We start from the raw sequence: 17171 nt of genomic DNA on the forward strand, positions 1-17171 counted from the left end.
TTCGGTGGTCGTGAAGGGCTTTGCGGAACACTCTGATCCAAAGGCATCGCTCAGGCGTTCTGTCGCGACGCCTCCCAAACGGCCCTTGTCAGCCCGTAACACTGGCACCAGGCGGACACAGCGGAAAGCTGTAACTCGGCGTCATACAAGTGCTTCGCCCCGATCTTCAGCGCAGCTTTTTGTGAGCGAATGTTTGTAGGCGCGATATGGAAATACACCGTGTCGTACGCCTTGAAGGCATGCGCCAGCATCAGATCCTTCAACTCGCGATTGGCATCACCGCCCCACTGCGCCCGCACCAGAAAGGTGTACCCGATGGCGATACTTTCCGGCAGGTCGGGCGGCACGTAGTAGCTCGACATCCCGACAATCTGCCCGGACTCGCTATCGGTGATGGTGAGCGTTTTGGCGGTGGCCAATCGAGCGGCGAAATACGCCGCGAACACGGGCCGTTCATGGCGATCACTGGCGGGATGGCCGGCCCAGATGCCTGGATCACTCGCGGCCAGAAACATGTCCTCGAAATCACTGTCGGTCAGCGGTCGGAGCTTTAACCTGCTGCCGAACAAAGCGGGTTGCCAGTTGAAGTCGTGCACGGTGGTGGTGTCCTTTCCTGGGGGCTCGGGGATGTAGCCAGTCTATGGCAGCAGCGCACCGGGGAAAGATCCAATACGACGGTTATTGAAGGAGCCATCGGAGGTTGTTTAAGGGTTTTGGACTTCGCTGTTTAAAGACACTCAGCGTTACTTCCTCAAGGCTACAACGCCTTGCGTCATTGCCTACGACTACGCCAGAATCCGCCGGCTTGTGCGTCTGGGACGCGGGTTTTATCGTTTCCGGGTCACTGAAAAACAGTGATGGGGTTTGGTAGCCCGCTTCGTTCTAGACTCATGGCGTCACCGTGTGCAGTCCCATCTCGGGGCTCGGATTTCATGGTGGTCATGCGTGGGGCTCATTCGTGGGCGCCGGGTTCTAGTGCGACCGGTCTACCAACCCGCGTATGGCCGCCACCCAACGTTTGGTAGCGAAGGGTGATGGTTCCTTTTGGTAATCGCGCTAGAGGATTCATCCATGTTCAAACCAACACCGAACCCACCAGAAACCGATCCGGTCTCCCCCTACAAATTCCCCGACTCCCGAACCCTCAACGAAGCCGCCGAACGCGCCCTCGATCACTACCTCACCCCGCAGCAACGCATCATGGGCAGCCACCACAAGCACGACCCGATGTACCTGGCTAACCCGGCCTACAACACCGAATCCTTATTGGCCAACGCCAGCGAATCATTGGGATCGGCGAGCGAAATGCTTAACAATTTTGCGGCAACGCTGGAGCCTGCCCATCGCAAGACGGCGATCGGGATTGCGCAGTTGGTGATGTTGAGTGAGTTGGCGGTGAATCAGGCGTTGGATCATGTTGAGGTGAACAGCTAAACGCTACCCCTCTTTGGTGACCGGCTAGTTCGGAACGACAGAGGGAATGAGCGTTGGCCGAAGCTGCCATGGTGAATGGCAGCTTTCAGCCAAAAGCAGTCGGTGGACAGACTACGGGCAAATAGATTGTGTCCTGCTAACCTCTTTATCGTAGTCGGGCTTGCCGTCATCCCTATCGCGTTATCCCTCGATAGATCTCGCGCTTACCACGACATGGCATGTCAACTAATGAGAGAGTGTCAGGATAGCGCCATGAACGTTCGATGCCCTAGCTGCGGTTATATCGCAGACAAGCTTCCGCCAAGCCTTAGGTGTCCTAAATGCGACGACTTTTCCCACGACTGGCTGATTTATGATTGGGAAAGCTTTGCTTCAATGAAGCGTCGACATATTAGATACAACTTATTCATTATTGGCATGACTCTAATTAATTTACTTGTGGCGATCGCCTTGAAATCAACAGATGTATTTCAATGGTTGTTCACCTTGCTGTTTATCCCAGCCATTATCAGTTTGTTTTATTGTCGAAAACAGCTTGATAGTAAATCGGAGTATGAGGGGCATAGAAGCAGAGCTTTACTTTTCTGGGTTTTCGGTTTCGGGGGTATCTAAAGCGGCTAAAAAATGGGGACGGATTTATTTTCCGAAAAAACAAGTCAAAAAACAGAGGCAAATTCATTTTCACCACCCCGTTCCCACCTACAAAAAAGGCCTGACTCTCAAGAAAAAACGTCCTTAACGCTTCAACTCAACAGCCAGGCCCATACATTAATACTAGCTACTAATTCCTTGTATCGAATCCACCATAGATATTGGCGCTACTTTGTGACGACCCTCGATTGCTGTAGGTAGTGTTTTGTCCGCCATAAATATTGGCACTACTTTGCGACGTACTACCATTGCTGTAGTGAGTGTCCTGCCCGCCATAAATATTGGCACTGCTTTGCGACGTACTGCCGTCGCTGTAGTGAGTATCCTGCCCGCCATAAATATTGGCACTGCTTTGCGAGGTCCGGCCATTGCTATAGTGGGTATCTTGTCCGCCATAGATATTTTTACTACTGGAAGAGGTCGTACCATCATCGTAGCTACACTCGTACCCACCATAGATATTGGCACTGCAACTATCTGCAAGGGCTTGATACAGCGGTAAAACAGACAAGACCGCCCCCAACAAAGCCATCTTAAGCTTCATGAAAACTCCCTGAAAAAACTCGATATCACCGGAAAGATCATTAGGTCGCGCGACCACGCACGAACACTTGAGTTATTGGCGAGCAAGAAAAAAACATGAGGAATTTAGTGAATGAAGCTCCTTGATAAAGTCATGAGAAACTGGACCGCTTTCGATACCCTCCGATCCGCGAAGGTGGCAGCGTGCCATTATCCATACAGACTGAGCACTGCACTCTAAGTTTCCGCGTGAAAAAAATATTTTCAAACTAAAAAAGGGGACTGATATTTTTTTCAAAAAATAAATCAGTCCCCTTTCTTGGTCCCCTTTCTTGTCCGCAGGAAAAAGGCTTGCCCGCTGGTTTGCTCAAGCACCTGCAGACGTCGCCCGACGGTCGGGTGACTGACCCCCAACTGCCTGGCGGCACCCCCCAGCGAGCCGCTGCGGGCAATCGCCAGGAAAATCCGCATGTCACTCCAGTCCATGCCCTCGTCCCATACAAAAAATGAACGATGAGGTTGCAACAATGGCCATCCTGCAGCAATACCCGTGAGCCATGTGCTTTGAGGCCATCAACAACGTCGGAGCGGATCGCTCTACTCGCCTTGGGTATCCACCACTTCGATTCGAGTGATTCCGACCAGACTCGCCTGCTCGATAACCTCCTCGGGTGTGGAGTCTGCATCAGGCATGATCAGACTGTTCTCGCCATCCCCGAAATGTAACTGCAACAAGTGCATGGCCGCGTCCTGAATGGGCAACTCAGGCTGCTTCAGTTCGAGCTGATGGGTACGGGGCTGGTCGTTGAACAGGTACGTGATCGTGTAATTGCGCATGGATGACACCCTCAGAATAGTAATCGGCACCTATCCCGACTGAGTGGTCAGCTTATAGTTCAAGTAGATGGCTGTTCATGAATTTAGAGAACCCCTTCCAGAAAGGACGGTCTGCTCTTTTATGACCTCTCGGAAGTAAATCCAATGTCCGCGCAGCGCAACCTGGTAATACTCGCTCGGGGTGGGTACGCCTCCCGCGGAATGCTCTATTTGATCATCGGTATATTTGCCTTGATGGCAGCCCATGACTCGACAAAACCGAAGGACAGCCACAAGAGCCTGGAGGCCCTGCTGAGCCAACCGTTCGGCTATTTTCTGGTGGGACTTGTGGTCGCGGGTCTGCTTGCATTTTCGGCCTGGCGTGTCCTGCAAGCCGTACGCGATGTCGATCATCACGGCAAGCAACTCAAGGGTCTGGTGATTCGTGCAGGCCTGTTTGCAGGAGGTTTGGTCAACGGTGCTCTGGCGTTTTTCGCATTGGGCCTGCTCGTAAGCGGCACCCGAAGCTCGAGCCATTCAGGAGAGCAGACCAAAGACTGGCTGGCGCATCTTCTGTCGTGGGAACACTCGAATTTATTGTTGTATCTGATCGCGCTCATACCACTGGGCGTTGGAGTGGCTCACATCATCAAGGGATGGAAGGCTTCGTTCGAAAAGTATTTTGAGGCCGACGACGAGGTCATGCGTTACGTCCGTCCGGTGTCACGATTCGGCCTGATCGCCCGCGGAGTCGTGTTTATGGAAATCGCTTTGCTGCTGGCAGTGAGCGGTTCTGCATATCAAGCCATGGATCCACCCGGCATGAAGGAAGCGCTGGACGCACTCCAGAATCTACCCGCTGGATGGCTTGTCTTGATGGTGATGGCTCTGGGGCTGATTGCCTTCTCGGTTTACAGTTTCTCTGAAGCGTGTTGGCGCAAGATAAACATGGATGTGCCAGGCGTAGCCAAATGAAAAGCCCGGCATTAAGCCGGGCTTTTGATCGCGCCGCAGGTCCGTCTATCTATTCGTTCAGGCCGCCATATTCGACCCGCTGAGGCTTTTCTTCAGTGAAGCTTTCATCACTTCCATTTCCTTGCCCAACTCCTCGAGCTTGGCATTGCCCAGCAGCTTTTTGGCCTGGGGAAACATCTCGGTTTCCTCTTCCTCGATATGGTGTTCCAGAAGCTCTTTTACCACCTTCACGCGGCCGGCAAACTCAGGTGTAGAAGGATCGGTGGACTTCAGGTCTGGCAATACCAGTGAATCTACCGTGCGGTGTTCTTCTTTCGCCTCGTAGTACATCTCATCCTGTTCCTTACCGCCTGCTTCCTTGAAAGCCGGATACAGAATCTGCTCCTCGAGCTGGGTATGAATGGTAATTTCCAGTTCAAGCTTGTCCAGCAACTCCGCACGTTTTTTTAATGCGCGATCGGTGGATTCACTGAGTTGATTCAGGATACCTTTAACTTTTTCGTGGTCAGTTTTCAGAAGGTCGATGGCGTTCATTTGAGGCCTCTATCACGGATTATTGTTCGCCGATCCAGGTCGGCAATTCTCGCGTTATTCCAGATAGATCGCGCATATTCTGTGCCAGCACCTCAGCTTTTAAATGGCATTAAATATCAACGAGTTGCGTAATGTGATGGCCAAATATAAGCATGCACTCTGCATGAGTAGGGGTTGAGGTGATTGCAAATAGCGGAAGTGAGTCATTACGCGGCAATTGCTGCGAGAGGTAATAACGATTGGATACAGACGGAGGACGCTAGGGCCAGTAGCCCTAGCTGATATCACTTTTTCTTGTTCGCCGGTTTTTCTGCTTTTTCTGATTTCTTAGCTTTGGTTGACTTGCTATCAGTTTTTTTTGCAGATTTTTTTGGTTCGGCATCTTTTTTCTTGTCTTTCTTTTCAGACGATTTGGAAAGCGCCGAGGCGGCCGCGGACTTTTTCGCCGGGGACGATTTTTTGTCTTTCAATTCCTTGGCATTTTTCGAGGACTCACCTTTATTTTTCTTCTCTTCTTTAGCCACGTCGACCACCTCTCGAAGTGCCGGTATTGGCACATTGCCTATGAAATTTTTCACAAGCTAATCATTAGGCGAGAGCGTCCTGAAGCGGTTCAAATTATTTGTTACCGTTAAATGACTTCATATATAACCGAACCAGCAATTCGTCTTTCAAAACATCAACGGAGATATTCATGAAAACCGCCCTGATCTCCGACACCCACAACCTCCTCCGCCCCGAAGCCCTCGCCGCGCTCCAGGGCTGTGACCAGATCATCCACGCCGGCGACATCGGCAACCCGGATATCCTCGCCCAACTGGCCAAAATCGCCCCCGTCCACGCCGTGCGCGGCAACAACGATCTCAACAGCCCGTGGGCCGAAAACCTCCCCGACCTTTTGACCTTTACCCTCAACGGCTGGCCAACCCTCCTCGTCCACGACATCGCCGACGTTCCCGCCGATCTCGATCCGGGCATCAGGCTCATCATCACCGGCCATTCCCACAAACCCCGCATCGAATGGCGCGGTGAGCGTCTCTACGTAAACCCCGGCAGTGCCGGCCCTCGGCGTTTCAAGTTGCCGGTCACGCTGGCGATCCTCGAGATACAACCCGACCGCATCGAACCGCGCCTGATTTCCCTGCTGAATCCCCCCGCCTGAAACCGCTACCGTTCCCCCATCCAGAAAAAAGCCTGCCCCACTGAAAATCACCCCAGATCAAAAATCAATTTGCCTGCCGCCGATTTGAGTTTCCGTATCATTCTGGCCGGCAACCATGGCCGAAGCGCTGATTGCGTTTTGATTGGCCCAATCACGCAGTTTTGTAAACTCGTCTTTGCGCATTTTGCTCATGGGTACCAAACGCGAAATAGTCGTTTCAAAATCAGCCATGGTCAGGTCACTTGCATCACCGGTGCCGCTCATTCGCCGTGAAAACGCCTCAATCAGCGAGTCCCCGACCCACGCTTCGATTTCAGCACCAGAAAGCACAACGTCTTTACCAAAGTTCGACTCGCCTCCCAGAGCAGACAATCGATCCAGATCAAATTTTTCCGGGTCACGTTTCAACTTCTTCAGATGTATTTCAAGAATCTTCTTTCTTTCCAGTGTCGACGGGAAGTCAACGAAAAATATTTCGTCGAACCGCCCCTTTCTCAACAGTTCCGGAGGCAAGCTGTTGATGTTGTTAGCAGTAGCAAATACAAAAACAGGCGCCGTCTTTTCTTGCATCCACGTTAATAGCGTGCCGAATACGCGTGTGGCCGTGCCGCCATCAGAGGCTCCTCCGGAAGAACCGGAAAGTCCTTTTTCAATTTCGTCGATCCACAGGATGCAAGGCGAAATGGCTTCGGCAGTGTGTAGTGCGGAACGAATATTTGACTCTGAAGAACCCACCACGCCCTGGAAGATTTTCCCCATATCCAGACGCAACAAGGGCATGTTCCAGGACGACGATATGCACTTTGCCGTCAGCGACTTGCCGCAGCCAGGTACTCCGGTCAAAAGCAAGCCCTTCGGGGTTTTGACACCAAACTCCTGCGCCATTTGCCCAAAACACTGGCTGCGCAAATGGAGCCACTTCTTGAGAGTCGCCAGCCCTCCAACATCCTCAAGATTTACCGTAGAGTCGATGTATTCCAGGATGCCTGTTTTTCGTATGATTTGTTTCTTTTCGAAAAGCAGATCCTTTACGGTACTTTCATTGACACTAAGACTGGATACCAGTGAACGAGACAAACTGTTGTCAATTTCCAACCCCGTGAGCCCCAAAGCGGCGTCAATGAGTTTATCTTTGGTTTCACCAGCCAGGTCGATCTTGACGCTACTGTTGCCTTGCCAGGAATTAACAAAGTCATTGACCTGACTTTTAACTTCTTCTCTCGACGGCAAAGGGAAATCAATCAACGTGATTTCTTTCTGAAGATCATTGGCAATTTCAAAACTTGGCGCCACGATGATGCAATTACTTCGATATCCACGCGAACGAATATTTATGGCCAGATCCCGAAGCCGACGGCGATAGACAGGATTCGAGTTTGGGGCAAGGTAATTATGAGCATCACAAAAGACAAAAATGTTTTTGCTGCTTTCCTCCTTGGCTCTTTCTTCGCAAAAGTCCAGGGCCATTTTCAAATCAAAGGTTTTATCCCCGGCCACGACGCCATTGATCTGAACACCCATCGTCGAGTTCCAAACGAACAAACGATGGCTGAGCGTCTTGGCGATTTCAGAGATTTCTTTGAGGGCGCGCTCTTCCTCGAACGTTTCAATGACCAGAATGGCGTAACGCGCCTTGAGGTAATCTGTTATCTGCTTGGTACGGTTCATGCCTGTTATCCCTACGCCTGAACTAAGTTATACATGCACCGGAAGACCGGTTTTGGTAACCCCGGAGTTTGAAACAACAAACTCGACAGGTCTCCTGGCACGAAAAAAGTCGATATCAACCCTATCGCTTGTTTTGATCATTTGTTTGTGCTGATAGGGATGTTTCGCGTTTTGCAGATACCGGCCCGCCAGCGTCAAGTCTACGGCCTTGACAACTCGAATCATGGCCTCATTCTTGAATATCTCTTTCGGCGTATAGCCCGTATAAAGTATCCAGTTTTTCTCGCCATTGACGGCATGTATCAGCTCTTCGAGGGCTGGCGCCTGGTCGAGCGGCTCCCCCCCGGAAAGAGTAACCCCAGCGATATCGAGTGCATTGATCTTCTTTGCCAGGTCATGAACAGACATCAGCGTACTCGCCTCGCGAGCGTGGGTACTCTGATTGAAGCATCCCTTACAATTCAGCGCACAACCCTGCACCCATAATGTCAAGCGCAACCCGGGGCCGTTAACGCTGCTCAAGTCCATGTGATGTACATTGATTTCCATCTAGAAATTGGCCCTGAGAATTTGAAGGGTTTGCTCTTCATGGACTACGGTATAGGCCGGCTTCCACTCGGTCACGAGCTCCGCAGTAGGGCGGGAAAGAAGCGCCTCAAGCTCTTCAGTGAGTTTTGTGCAAATATCGCCTTTGACGCCATGCACTTCTTCCGTCACTTCATCGCCTGTAAAAGTGACATGAATGCTGTATTCGTAGCTGGGTCCGAACTCAACCTCAAAGCCTTGAACGGTTTCTTTCACTCTTGATGGAAAACCTGATGCATCTATGCGTTTTACGGTTTCATCGATGGCCACGCTGATATAGGCTTTCTGAAAGCTTAAAGCCAAATCAGACATGATTGCTTCATCGTCGACCGAAACAGTTTCCCGTTCGATGAGGAGTTTGTAGGAACCCTGCTCAATCTGACAAACAAACAGACTGAACTCACCAGCCATGCCATAAATAGCTCTAAACTGTTGCTGACCCATATAGCCTATTGCGCTCAACACCTTTTTGCTGAAGTCACTGGCAAACATTGAAACCAGGCCGGTTGTCGGGCTGAGGCCCATCTTGCCAAAAGCTTTGGCAATGGCCTCTTCATCAACATATGAAAATTCAAACTTCGTGCAATGAGACATTGTTAAATCTCCAGCCTGCGGCCGGAAACAGTTTCTTCGGCATTCTGGATAGCATTCAACACGTGAGGAGCAACCTCAATGTTGCGCGCAGGTGCTCCGGCTGCAAGCGGCGCATCAGCCGGAACATTTTCTGAAATCGGATTTGAAGTGTCAGCGTTAACCACCACCCGACGTCTTTTGGTTGCCTGTGGTGCACCACTGTCATTCAGGAGACTTGCATCAATCGTTTCCAACAGCCCTCGAATGACCATGAGCGGATTTGACGTGAGCTTGTCATAGAGCCCAATGTAAAACAAAGCATCAACACCATCATTGAACTCCAGTTTCATGGCGTAACTCTGACTGTCCTTGCCAATGATACCAATGCCCGAGAGTTGATTCAGATCCTTTGACAGTTTCGTCCAGCCATTCCCATCAAAGGACGCTACAATAAATTTGGTCGCAGTTGCGGCAAAAGCATTGCTACCCGCTTTAACTTCGTCAGCATCAAAATTCTGGTAGCTGAGCAGAATTTTCTCCCCTGCAGAAAACCCCAGAGCGGTGGCCAGATATTCATTGGTCGAAAAATCGACATCCGCGTGAAACTTCAAACTTTTGGAATAAATATAAATAGCATAGACAGCTATCAATCCATAGCCTATAGATTTCAGCGCGTCCTTCGGAGACAAAACGATAAAACCAGCAAAAATCAAAACAGTGATTACGTAACCGTAATTTATGTATTTCTTTGTACTGAATTTCTTATTCCTGTACATCTTGAATGTTTTGCCGGGAACATATTTTTTTGAAGGCCCAAATAAAATAGCGCCCGCACCAAAAAAAACCAACCCAATAAACCCAATCATGGCCTCGCGAATTTGCCCACTTTGCAAACTTACAACAAACATCCACACACTGGCAGCGATGAACGCAGGTATGGTCGCAAGCAAAAAAAGTCCGATAATTATGCCTTTGGTGTCCATCACCATTTTCCACATCGGGATAGTTTTTATCATTTACAAACCTTTTGAGTTGGGCAGAAGTGAGTAGCAGTGGGATCGCGATGATGGCTCTATGCTACATGACCATCTTGGGTTTATCACGTTTCAGGAAAGGTCTCATTACAGGTGCACCTCTGCTGCTTGGCTTTGTAAGTGTCGGCAACTAACTACATAAACTACCGCCCCCCCTCATCTCACTGCTGGATCCCCCTGCCTGAAACCGCTACCGTTCCCCCATCCAGAACAGGGAACCCACGCACCATGTCCATCGCCGACAACCTCCTCGCCTTCACTTTCGCTGCCACGCTGCTGACCCTGACACCCGGTCTCGACACCGCGCTGGTGCTGCGCACCGCCACCGTCGAGGGCAAACAGCAGGCGTTGCGTGCGGCGTTGGGGATCAATGCCGGTTGTCTGTTGTGGGGCGCGGCGGTGGCCTTTGGGTTGGGGGCGTTGATTGCGGTGTCGGAGTTGGCCTACAACCTGTTGAAGTATTGCGGCGCGGGATATCTGGCGTGGCTGGGGTTGAACATGCTGCTGCGCCCTCGCCATTCGCTGGCACCGGCCGAAGCCGACGGCAAACCGGGGGCGAACTGGTTTCTCAAGGGCATGCTGGGGAATGTGCTGAATCCGAAGATCGGGATTTTCTACGTGTCGTTTCTACCGCAGTTCATTCCGCAAGGGCAGCCGCTGGTGCCATGGACGTTCGGGCTGGTGAGCATTCATGTAGTGCTAGGGCTGATCTGGTCGCTGGTGTTGATTGGCGCGACGCAGCCGCTGTCCGGGTTCCTTCGGCGCGAGAAGGTGATTCGCTGGATGGATAGCACCACCGGGATGATTTTCGTACTGTTTGCCGCGCGATTGGCGTTCAGCAAGCGTTGAGGCGCCTGCGCTAAACACACCTTCGGTCGAGAGCTGCCACCTCATCAAACTCAAGGCTTGCCCAATACATATGGATATCCGTATATTCGAAAAACCATATGTACTGATGGCATCGTGATGCTCAACCCCGCCTCTGTTTTCAAATGCCTCGCCGACGAAACCCGTGCCCGGGCCACGCTGTTGATCACCCGTGAAGGTGAGCTGTGTGTCTGCGAACTGGTCTGCGCGCTGGACGACAGTCAGCCGAAAATCTCCCGCCATCTCGCGCAGCTGCGCACCTGCGGTCTGTTGCTGGATCGCCGTCAGGGCCAGTGGGTTTATTACCGGCTCAACCCCGACTTGCCGGCATGGATTCGCACGCTGCTCGATACCACGCTCGCCGCCAACACCGCCTGGCTGGAAGAAAACAGCGCGCGGCTGGCAGCCATGGGCGATCGCCCGCTCAACACGTCTGCCTGCTGCTGAGGATTGATCATGCGCGTTCTATTCATGTGCACCGCCAACAGCTGCCGCAGCATTCTCTCGGAGGCGATGTTCAATCATCTGGCACCGGCCGGTTTCGAAGCAGTCAGCGCCGGCAGCTTTCCCAAGGGCCAGGTACTGCCGCGCAGCCTGACCACGTTGCAGGCGGCCGGCATTTCCATCGCCGGTTTGAGCAGCAAGGGCAACGAGGCCTTCGAAGACAACCCGCCGGATATCGTCATCACCGTGTGCGACAAGGCCGCCGGTGAAGCCTGCCCCGTGTATTTCGGCCCGGCCCTGAAAGCCCATTGGGGGCTGGAAGATCCATCGGATGTGGTCGGCGATGAACGCACCATCGATGCCGCGTTCCACGCCACCCTCGCCCAAATCGAAACCCGCTGCCGGGCCTTCCTCGCCCTGCCCTTCGCCGAACTTGACCGTGATGCCCTCAAGCGCGAGCTCGACCGCATCAGCACGCTGTAACCGGAGCCGACATGACTGACCTGCCCAACCTCGATCCCTCACTGGTTCAAACAACCACGCGTGACGAAGGCGCCCACAAGCCGCGCATCCTGTTGCTGTACGGCTCGACCCGTCCGCGCTCCTTCAGTCGTTTGCTGATCGAAGAAGCCGCACGGTTGCTGGAGCACTTCGGTGCCGAGACGCGAATCTTCAATCCTTCGGGTCTGCCGCTGCCGGACGATGCGCCGGGCGATCACCCGAAGGTCCAGGAACTGCTCGAGCTGATGCAATGGTCCGAAGGCCAGGTCTGGTGCTCGCCGGAACGCCACGGCGCGATGTCGGCGGTGTTCAAGGCCCAGATCGACTGGGTGCCGCTGGCCCTCGGCGCAGTGCGCCCGACTCAGGGCAAGACCCTGGCGGTAATGCAGGTCTGCGGCGGTTCGCAGTCCTTCAACGTAGTCAATCAACTGCGCGTGCTGGGCCGCTGGATGCGCATGTTCACCATCCCCAATCAGTCGTCGGTGCCCAAGGCTTATCTGGAATTCGACGAAGGCAACCGCATGAAACCCTCGGCGCTGTACGACCGGGTGGTGGATGTGATGGAAGAGTTGGTGAAATTCACGCTGTTGCTGCGTGATCGCCCGGACCTGGTGGATCGTTATTCCGAGCGCAAGGAGTCGGCGGAAGAGTTGATGCAGCGGGTCAATCAGCGGTCGATCTGAACAACCGCAACGCCGCGAGCGGTGGCCCGTCGGCCGGGCCACCGAAACTTTTCCGCGCCCTCCGATCCGATCACCTAACCTCAATGTTTGTGTGATCAACCGGAATCGGCCAGTCCCATGCGTAATGCATTGAAGTCATTGATGTTCATCGCTCTGATCGTGCTCGGTTCGGGGCTCGTGGCGGTGTCGGCCGCCGACTTGTCCGGCACTCCCGATGTCAGTACTGGCGCCCCGCTCCCCGGCGTCACGCAAAGCGATCTGCAAGCCTTGCAACTGCGCCTCGACGGCCTCAAGCAGCAGATTTCGTCCGCCAATAATTACAACCAGCTCGAAGGTCCGCAGGATCGGGTGCAGACGTTCATTCTGGACATCGATCGGCTGTCCGCATCGCTGTTGCCGCAGCAGGCGCAACTGACCGTGCAACTGGGCGTGCTGGGGGCCGCGCCGGCCGAAGCGGTCGCCGCTGAACAGGCCGATATCGCGGCGCAGCGGGCGACGCTGATCGAGCAGAAAACCAAAGTCGATACGGCGCTGAAGAACCTCGCCACCCTCAAGCAAAGCGCCACGGATCTGATCACCCAGATCGCCGGCATCCGCCGCACGTTGCTCGAAAGCGAACTGACGCTCAGCACCCACAGCATTCTGAATCCCGGTTTCTGGACGCCCCTTTTCAATCCATCGGGGGATGACCGCCAGCGCCTGCGTTTTTTCGTCGAACAGGTGCAACAGACCGGCGCCGAGGCGTGGCAACCCGGCCAGCGCTTTTACACCGCGCTGCTGGTGATATTGGCGTTCATCGTCTGGACGTTCGGACGGCGGCTCGCTGACCGCTGGATGGCCTGGGTGTGCATTCATCGCATGCCGGAGGGCCGGCTGCGCCGCAGTTCACTGGCGTTTGCCTCGGCACTGGCAACACTCGCGACCACCGCCATCGCCCTGCAATTGCTGTACTACGCCTGCACCCGTCATGTGCCGTTGCCGCCGATGCTGGCGACCTTTTCCGATGAGTTCGAGAAAGTCGTTTACGCCTGCGTCCTGATCACCGGCCTGAGCCGCGCCTTGCTGTCCACCGAGCACCCGTCGTGGCGGCTGCCGGCGGTGGCCGACGAGGTCGCACACACACTGCAGCCGTTTGCGCGGATTCTGGCTGCGACGCTGTTGGTGCTGGTCACGGCGGTGCAGGTCAGTAATGCCTCAGGGATGAGCAGCCAGATCGTAATCGCCGGGCGCGGGGTGATTGCGATAGTGGTGCTGGGCATCGTCACGACGTTGCTGATGCGCGTCGGCAGGGTTCGCAAGGTCTTGGTGGCGGCCGGGGATACGCAGGTGTCGGGCAACACCTTCGCCGGCGTGATTTACACCGTCGCCACCCTGGCGATGGTGCTGTCGTTCGGCGCCCTGCTGACGGGGTATGTGTCGCTGGCGCGGTTCATCACCTACGAGCTGGTGTGGGCGTTTATCGTGTTTTCCGGGTTTTACCTGCTGATGCAGTTGCTCAAGGACAGCTGCGAGTACTTCTTCTCGCCCCGCCATTCCAGCGGCAAGGCGCTGAAACAACTGCTGGGTGTCGGAGACCGGCGCCTCGAACAGGCCTCGACCCTCTTGGCCGGTTTCGGTCGCGCTGCGCTGTTGCTGTTGGCGGTCATCACGCTGTTTGTGGGCGGGATCGGCACCACTCTGGGCCAGCTGGCCAACAACATCGGTACGATCCTCGGCGGCGCCGGCCTGCGCAAACTGAACATCGTCCCCGGTCATTTGCTCAACGCGGTGCTGGCGCTGCTGATCGGCATCTACCTGATCCGCGCCCTGCGCCGATGGCTCGACAATGAGTTTCTGCCCAAGACCGACATGGACCCGGGCATGTGCGCCTCGCTCAGCACGCTGTTTTCCAACATCGGTTATGCGGTGGTGATTCTGCTGACCCTGTCATCGCTGGGCGTGCAATGGACCAACCTGGCGTGGATCGTCAGCGCCCTGTCGGTGGGCATCGGCTTCGGCTTGCAGGAGATCGTGAAGAACTTCGTCTCCGGCCTGATCCTGCTCACCGAACGCCCAGTCAAGGTCGGCGACCTGATCAGCATCAGCGGCGTCGAGGGCGACATCCGCCGGATCAACGTGCGCGCCACCGAAATCCAGCTCAGCGACCGCTCGATCGTGATCGTGCCCAACTCGCAACTGATCTCGCAGAACCTGCGCAACGTCACCCTCGGCGGCAGCGCCCAGGGCGTGGCGACGCTGGAACTGATGTTCCCGCTGGATATCGACCCCGAACAGGTGCAGAACCTGCTGTTCGACACCTACAAGGAACACGAAACCATCCTCGAAAAACCCGCGCCATTCGTGCGTTTCAGCAAGCTGACGCCGGACGGGATTACGTTGACGGTGACTGGGTATGTCGCCAGCCCGAGGATTGTCGGCACGACCAAGAGTGATCTGTTGTTCGAGATTCTCAAGCGGCTGGGGGCGGCGGGGATTGAGCTGGCGAAGCCGCCGAGTACCTGAGGGAAAACCTGCTGCGCGCCTGCCTGATCAGACCTCAGGGGTTTCAATCGACTCTGGCGCCGCTTCCGCCGCCAGTTTCAAACGATCCGCCTTGCTGATGTACTTCGGCTTGTTGCTCTTGGGTGCCAGTTTGGCGTTGGCCTTTCTGGATTTTTCCTTGAAGAGCTGTTGCAGTTTTTTCTGGCGGTTCATGGTCATCTACCCGGCTGTAAAGGCTTGAATGATAACAGCTGAATCAGCCGGCGCAGAGGCGGGCGAAACCTCACGCTCAATCAAGCCTTCACGATAACCGGCTCGCAAATCCGGTTAAACGCCGGAGAGCACCCCGGGTTCGCCCGTGCGCCAGACGTTGTCAACCGTGACGCTTTGAATCAGCCAGGCGTCGCCTGCCCGCACCAGTTTTACGTCGTAACGGTTTTTCATCAGGTAGTGGCGTGAGTGATCATTTTGCGGCACGTGCTGGGCTTCCACGAGTGCATCTACCTGCGCCTGATCGCCAGCGATGCTGACTCGCGGATTGTTAACGGAGTGCGTGGTGTCGATACCGGCTAGTGAACCTGAAAGCGCCGCCACGATGGTCTGGCGCCCCTGCAGAACAGGGTATTCGAACCCGGCCTTTGCAGCGGCAGGCCGGAAGTCGGAAATCGCATCTTCGGTAAACGCCGAAGCCAGCAATACTTCGTCGCGCAGATCGATTCCGGCGGCAAACCGGTACAGCGTTTCAACCACCGCAAGTTTGTCTGCGGTGTCCTGCAACTGTGTGGATGACATATTTGAGGCCTTAGGTGAAGTGAGCTTGAGGATTTCGCCAAGCGCGAGGCCGAAGCGGACTCGCGTTTCAGAAATCAGTAACGGTTGTACCTGCAATGCTTTCGGCAAACCCGATGCCGAACACCCGGGCCGGCGTTTCAAATCCAAGCCGCCGCTCCCCGCTCAATACGCGACGTGCAGCTTCGACAGCCACGAGCGGCGTGTAGGTGTAGCCGTTGACGGTCTCGATCACCGAGCGCGCAACACTGCCGTCGGCGCCGCGGACTTCGGCCACCGCTCGGGCGCGATGCGCTTCGCGCTGTTCGACGCTCGGTCCTTCGGGCAGTTGTGACAGATCACCTTCCGGAAACGCGTCACCGCTGATGTGCACGAACATGGCGATATCGGGAATACCGGTGGAATGCCAGCCGGTCACCAAATCACCGAATGACAGCGGCGCACAGAGCACCGGTCCATCACCAAAATCGAAGTGACGGGGTTGCGCATCGGGCGTTGCGACCAGTTGTCCATCGACCCGCGCCAACAGGCCTGCACCAATGATTTCACTGACACTCAGGGCCGAGCCGCGCGACATCGAGCCCGCGACCTGCAAGGCGATTTTTAATGAACGCGGCGCCTGTACCCGCCGAGTGACATGCATCGCCAGGCAATCGGTCGGCACCACATCCCAGCCGACGCCGGGCAGTAGCATCACGTTTGCACGGGCGGCTTGAACAGCCAACTGCTCGGCACGCCGATAGACATTGATCTCCGCCGTGATGTCCAGATAGTCGACCCCAGCCTCAATGCACGCCTGCATCAAGGCGTCTGCCGTCTGGACGAACGGCCCCGCGAAATTCAGCAGTACCGCGATGCCCTCCAGGGATTGCGCGGCCAGTTCATCGGGCTTGAACACCCGAAAAGGCACATCCAGTTGCGCGGCGAGCGACTGGAGTTTTTCGGCCGTGCGACCGGCGATGACCAGGTCCAGACCCAGAGCCTTGGCATGTTTGGCCGCCATGCGTCCGGTGTACCCGGTCGCGCCATAGATCATGAGTGTGCTCATTGGCCGTGCTGCCATTTTTTGAAGACGAATTCGAGGCTGTAACCGTCCGGATCGATGACGTTGGCAGCGTAGTAGTCAGGGTCGTAATGCAGGCGTGCGCCCGGAGCGCCGTTATCGACGGCACCAGCGTTGATTGCCGCTGCATAAGCGGCATCGACTTCGGCCTTGCTGTTGGCGACAAACCCGACATGCACCGCCCGCCCCTCCACCACGCCTTCGCGCAACCAGAAAAACATCCGGCCACGGGCACCGAAACCTTTCAGGTCCGGATGCCCCGGCGGGCCGTCCTTGCCGTCGTAATCAAGCCTTGCGGTAATGCCCAGCGGGGTCAGCGCGGCGGTGTAGAAATCAATGGAACGTTGAATGTCACTGACTGACAGAAAGATGTGATCAAGCATGGAGTT

The 17171-nt window shown here is 55.0% G+C and carries 21 protein-coding genes and 1 pseudogene; 8 read left to right on the plus strand and 14 right to left on the minus strand.

Translation table 11 applies throughout. The features are described from left to right. Positions 1–50 precede the first annotated feature (50 nt). Positions 51–596 carry a GNAT family N-acetyltransferase gene (locus tag PMI24_RS15025; RefSeq protein ID WP_007955312.1) on the minus strand — a complete coding sequence of 182 codons (546 nt, stop codon included), beginning with the start codon at positions 594–596 and terminating at the stop codon, positions 51–53. A 475-nt stretch (positions 597–1071) separates the two neighbouring features. Between PMI24_RS15025 and PMI24_RS15030 the strand changes: the two genes are divergently transcribed. Further along, a complete protein-coding gene (locus PMI24_RS15030) occupies positions 1072–1434 on the plus strand; it encodes a DUF6124 family protein (RefSeq protein ID WP_007955319.1) in 363 nt (120 codons plus the stop codon). A gap of 781 nt (positions 1435–2215) precedes the next feature. Here the strand turns inward: PMI24_RS15030 and PMI24_RS28880 are convergent. From PMI24_RS28880 to PMI24_RS15040, 3 genes and pseudogenes are all read right to left on the minus strand, one after another. Next, positions 2216–2629, minus strand: coding sequence for a hypothetical protein (locus tag PMI24_RS28880; protein ID WP_007955320.1), 414 nt, complete (start codon positions 2627–2629; stop codon positions 2216–2218). Positions 2630–2931: 302 nt separating this feature from the next. Continuing rightward, a pseudogene (locus PMI24_RS28885) lies at positions 2932–3093 on the minus strand (LysR family transcriptional regulator); the annotation flags it as partial. A gap of 111 nt (positions 3094–3204) precedes the next feature. Next, the gene (locus tag PMI24_RS15040) at positions 3205–3444 is read right to left on the minus strand and encodes a hypothetical protein (protein WP_007955322.1); all 240 of its coding nucleotides are present in this window, start codon (positions 3442–3444) and stop codon (positions 3205–3207) included. A 144-nt stretch (positions 3445–3588) separates the two neighbouring features. On the opposite strand from PMI24_RS15040, the gene PMI24_RS15045 reads away from it, so the two are divergent. Next, positions 3589–4398 carry a DUF1206 domain-containing protein gene (locus PMI24_RS15045; protein WP_007955323.1) on the plus strand — a complete coding sequence of 270 codons (810 nt, stop codon included), beginning with the start codon at positions 3589–3591 and terminating at the stop codon, positions 4396–4398. Between the two features lie 57 nt (positions 4399–4455). On the opposite strand, the gene PMI24_RS15050 is transcribed toward PMI24_RS15045, so the two are convergent. Further along, a complete protein-coding gene (locus PMI24_RS15050; RefSeq protein WP_007955324.1) occupies positions 4456–4932 on the minus strand; it encodes a hemerythrin domain-containing protein in 477 nt (158 codons plus the stop codon). A 284-nt stretch (positions 4933–5216) separates the two neighbouring features. Further along, entirely contained in the window at positions 5217–5465 is a 249-nt protein-coding gene (locus PMI24_RS15055; protein ID WP_045121764.1) for a hypothetical protein, read from the minus strand. A gap of 161 nt (positions 5466–5626) precedes the next feature. On the opposite strand from PMI24_RS15055, the gene PMI24_RS15060 reads away from it, so the two are divergent. After that, a complete protein-coding gene (locus PMI24_RS15060; protein ID WP_007955328.1) occupies positions 5627–6094 on the plus strand; it encodes a metallophosphoesterase family protein in 468 nt (155 codons plus the stop codon). Positions 6095–6151: 57 nt separating this feature from the next. Here the strand turns inward: PMI24_RS15060 and PMI24_RS15065 are convergent, their stop codons facing one another. From PMI24_RS15065 to PMI24_RS15080, 4 genes are read right to left on the minus strand one after another with little or no spacing between them, the layout of a single operon-like run. Further along, a complete protein-coding gene (locus tag PMI24_RS15065) occupies positions 6152–7762 on the minus strand; it encodes an AAA family ATPase (protein WP_007955330.1) in 1611 nt (536 codons plus the stop codon). 27 nt (positions 7763–7789) lie between these two features. After that, the gene (locus PMI24_RS15070) at positions 7790–8311 is read right to left on the minus strand and encodes a 4Fe-4S single cluster domain-containing protein (protein WP_007955332.1); all 522 of its coding nucleotides are present in this window, start codon (positions 8309–8311) and stop codon (positions 7790–7792) included. After that, the gene (locus PMI24_RS15075) at positions 8312–8941 is read right to left on the minus strand and encodes a DUF2997 domain-containing protein (protein WP_007955334.1); all 630 of its coding nucleotides are present in this window, start codon (positions 8939–8941) and stop codon (positions 8312–8314) included. Positions 8942–8943: 2 nt separating this feature from the next. Beyond that, complete coding sequence (locus tag PMI24_RS15080; RefSeq protein ID WP_238553827.1) at positions 8944–9903, minus strand: hypothetical protein; 960 nt, start codon at positions 9901–9903, stop codon at positions 8944–8946. Positions 9904–10182: 279 nt separating this feature from the next. On the opposite strand from PMI24_RS15080, the gene PMI24_RS15085 reads away from it, so the two are divergent. The 5 genes from PMI24_RS15085 (at position 10183) to PMI24_RS15105 (ending at position 14951) form a co-directional block, all read left to right on the plus strand. Then, complete coding sequence (locus PMI24_RS15085; RefSeq protein ID WP_007955338.1) at positions 10183–10803, plus strand: LysE family translocator; 621 nt, start codon at positions 10183–10185, stop codon at positions 10801–10803. A 117-nt stretch (positions 10804–10920) separates the two neighbouring features. Next, the gene (locus PMI24_RS15090) at positions 10921–11268 is read left to right on the plus strand and encodes a metalloregulator ArsR/SmtB family transcription factor (protein ID WP_007955340.1); all 348 of its coding nucleotides are present in this window, start codon (positions 10921–10923) and stop codon (positions 11266–11268) included. Between the two features lie 9 nt (positions 11269–11277). Continuing rightward, the gene (locus tag PMI24_RS15095) at positions 11278–11748 is read left to right on the plus strand and encodes an arsenate reductase ArsC (RefSeq protein ID WP_007955348.1); all 471 of its coding nucleotides are present in this window, start codon (positions 11278–11280) and stop codon (positions 11746–11748) included. Between the two features lie 11 nt (positions 11749–11759). Continuing rightward, the gene (gene arsH / locus PMI24_RS15100) at positions 11760–12449 is read left to right on the plus strand and encodes an arsenical resistance protein ArsH (protein WP_007955349.1); all 690 of its coding nucleotides are present in this window, start codon (positions 11760–11762) and stop codon (positions 12447–12449) included. Between the two features lie 117 nt (positions 12450–12566). Next, on the plus strand, positions 12567–14951 hold the full coding sequence (locus PMI24_RS15105) for a DUF3772 domain-containing protein (RefSeq protein ID WP_007955350.1): 2385 nt from the start codon (positions 12567–12569) through the stop codon (positions 14949–14951). A gap of 27 nt (positions 14952–14978) precedes the next feature. Here PMI24_RS15105 and PMI24_RS28890 read toward each other — a convergent pair whose 3' ends face one another. The 4 genes from PMI24_RS28890 to PMI24_RS15120 form a co-directional block, all read right to left on the minus strand. Next, on the minus strand, positions 14979–15143 hold the full coding sequence (locus tag PMI24_RS28890) for a DUF2986 domain-containing protein (RefSeq protein WP_081493568.1): 165 nt from the start codon (positions 15141–15143) through the stop codon (positions 14979–14981). 114 nt (positions 15144–15257) lie between these two features. Further along, positions 15258–15722: a nuclear transport factor 2 family protein gene (locus PMI24_RS15110; RefSeq protein WP_007955352.1), complete on the minus strand. Its 465-nt coding sequence runs from the start codon at positions 15720–15722 to the stop codon at positions 15258–15260. Between the two features lie 67 nt (positions 15723–15789). Further along, positions 15790–16767, minus strand: coding sequence for a saccharopine dehydrogenase family protein (locus tag PMI24_RS15115; RefSeq protein ID WP_045121765.1), 978 nt, complete (start codon positions 16765–16767; stop codon positions 15790–15792). Next, on the minus strand, positions 16764–17165 hold the full coding sequence (locus PMI24_RS15120; protein ID WP_007955355.1) for a VOC family protein: 402 nt from the start codon (positions 17163–17165) through the stop codon (positions 16764–16766). The genes PMI24_RS15115 and PMI24_RS15120 overlap by 4 nt, the downstream gene beginning before the upstream one ends. Between the last annotated feature and the right edge of the window lie 6 nt (positions 17166–17171).

The organism is Pseudomonas sp. GM25, assembly GCF_000282255.1.
Lineage (GTDB): Bacteria > Pseudomonadota > Gammaproteobacteria > Pseudomonadales > Pseudomonadaceae > Aquipseudomonas > Aquipseudomonas aphyarum.

What these genes read in the sequence shown, in the direction of transcription:
- PMI24_RS15030 (WP_007955319.1), top strand. Translation starts at nt 1,072, where the DNA reads ATGTTCAAACCAACACCGAACCCACCAGAAACCGATCCGGTCTCCCCC.
- PMI24_RS28880 (WP_007955320.1), bottom strand. Translation starts at nt 2,629, where the DNA reads ATGAAGCTTAAGATGGCTTTGTTGGGGGCGGTCTTGTCTGTTTTACCG.
- PMI24_RS15040 (WP_007955322.1), bottom strand. Translation starts at nt 3,444, where the DNA reads ATGCGCAATTACACGATCACGTACCTGTTCAACGACCAGCCCCGTACC.
- PMI24_RS15045 (WP_007955323.1), top strand. Translation starts at nt 3,589, where the DNA reads ATGTCCGCGCAGCGCAACCTGGTAATACTCGCTCGGGGTGGGTACGCC.
- PMI24_RS15050 (WP_007955324.1), bottom strand. Translation starts at nt 4,932, where the DNA reads ATGAACGCCATCGACCTTCTGAAAACTGACCACGAAAAAGTTAAAGGT.
- PMI24_RS15060 (WP_007955328.1), top strand. Translation starts at nt 5,627, where the DNA reads ATGAAAACCGCCCTGATCTCCGACACCCACAACCTCCTCCGCCCCGAA.
- PMI24_RS15065 (WP_007955330.1), bottom strand. Translation starts at nt 7,762, where the DNA reads ATGAACCGTACCAAGCAGATAACAGATTACCTCAAGGCGCGTTACGCC.
- PMI24_RS15070 (WP_007955332.1), bottom strand. Translation starts at nt 8,311, where the DNA reads ATGGAAATCAATGTACATCACATGGACTTGAGCAGCGTTAACGGCCCC.
- PMI24_RS15075 (WP_007955334.1), bottom strand. Translation starts at nt 8,941, where the DNA reads ATGTCTCATTGCACGAAGTTTGAATTTTCATATGTTGATGAAGAGGCC.
- PMI24_RS15080 (WP_238553827.1), bottom strand. Translation starts at nt 9,903, where the DNA reads ATGGACACCAAAGGCATAATTATCGGACTTTTTTTGCTTGCGACCATA.
- PMI24_RS15085 (WP_007955338.1), top strand. Translation starts at nt 10,183, where the DNA reads ATGTCCATCGCCGACAACCTCCTCGCCTTCACTTTCGCTGCCACGCTG.
- PMI24_RS15090 (WP_007955340.1), top strand. Translation starts at nt 10,921, where the DNA reads ATGCTCAACCCCGCCTCTGTTTTCAAATGCCTCGCCGACGAAACCCGT.
- PMI24_RS15095 (WP_007955348.1), top strand. Translation starts at nt 11,278, where the DNA reads ATGCGCGTTCTATTCATGTGCACCGCCAACAGCTGCCGCAGCATTCTC.
- arsH (WP_007955349.1), top strand. Translation starts at nt 11,760, where the DNA reads ATGACTGACCTGCCCAACCTCGATCCCTCACTGGTTCAAACAACCACG.
- PMI24_RS15105 (WP_007955350.1), top strand. Translation starts at nt 12,567, where the DNA reads ATGCGTAATGCATTGAAGTCATTGATGTTCATCGCTCTGATCGTGCTC.
- PMI24_RS28890 (WP_081493568.1), bottom strand. Translation starts at nt 15,143, where the DNA reads ATGAACCGCCAGAAAAAACTGCAACAGCTCTTCAAGGAAAAATCCAGA.
- PMI24_RS15110 (WP_007955352.1), bottom strand. Translation starts at nt 15,722, where the DNA reads ATGTCATCCACACAGTTGCAGGACACCGCAGACAAACTTGCGGTGGTT.
- PMI24_RS15115 (WP_045121765.1), bottom strand. Translation starts at nt 16,767, where the DNA reads ATGAGCACACTCATGATCTATGGCGCGACCGGGTACACCGGACGCATG.
- PMI24_RS15120 (WP_007955355.1), bottom strand. Translation starts at nt 17,165, where the DNA reads ATGCTTGATCACATCTTTCTGTCAGTCAGTGACATTCAACGTTCCATT.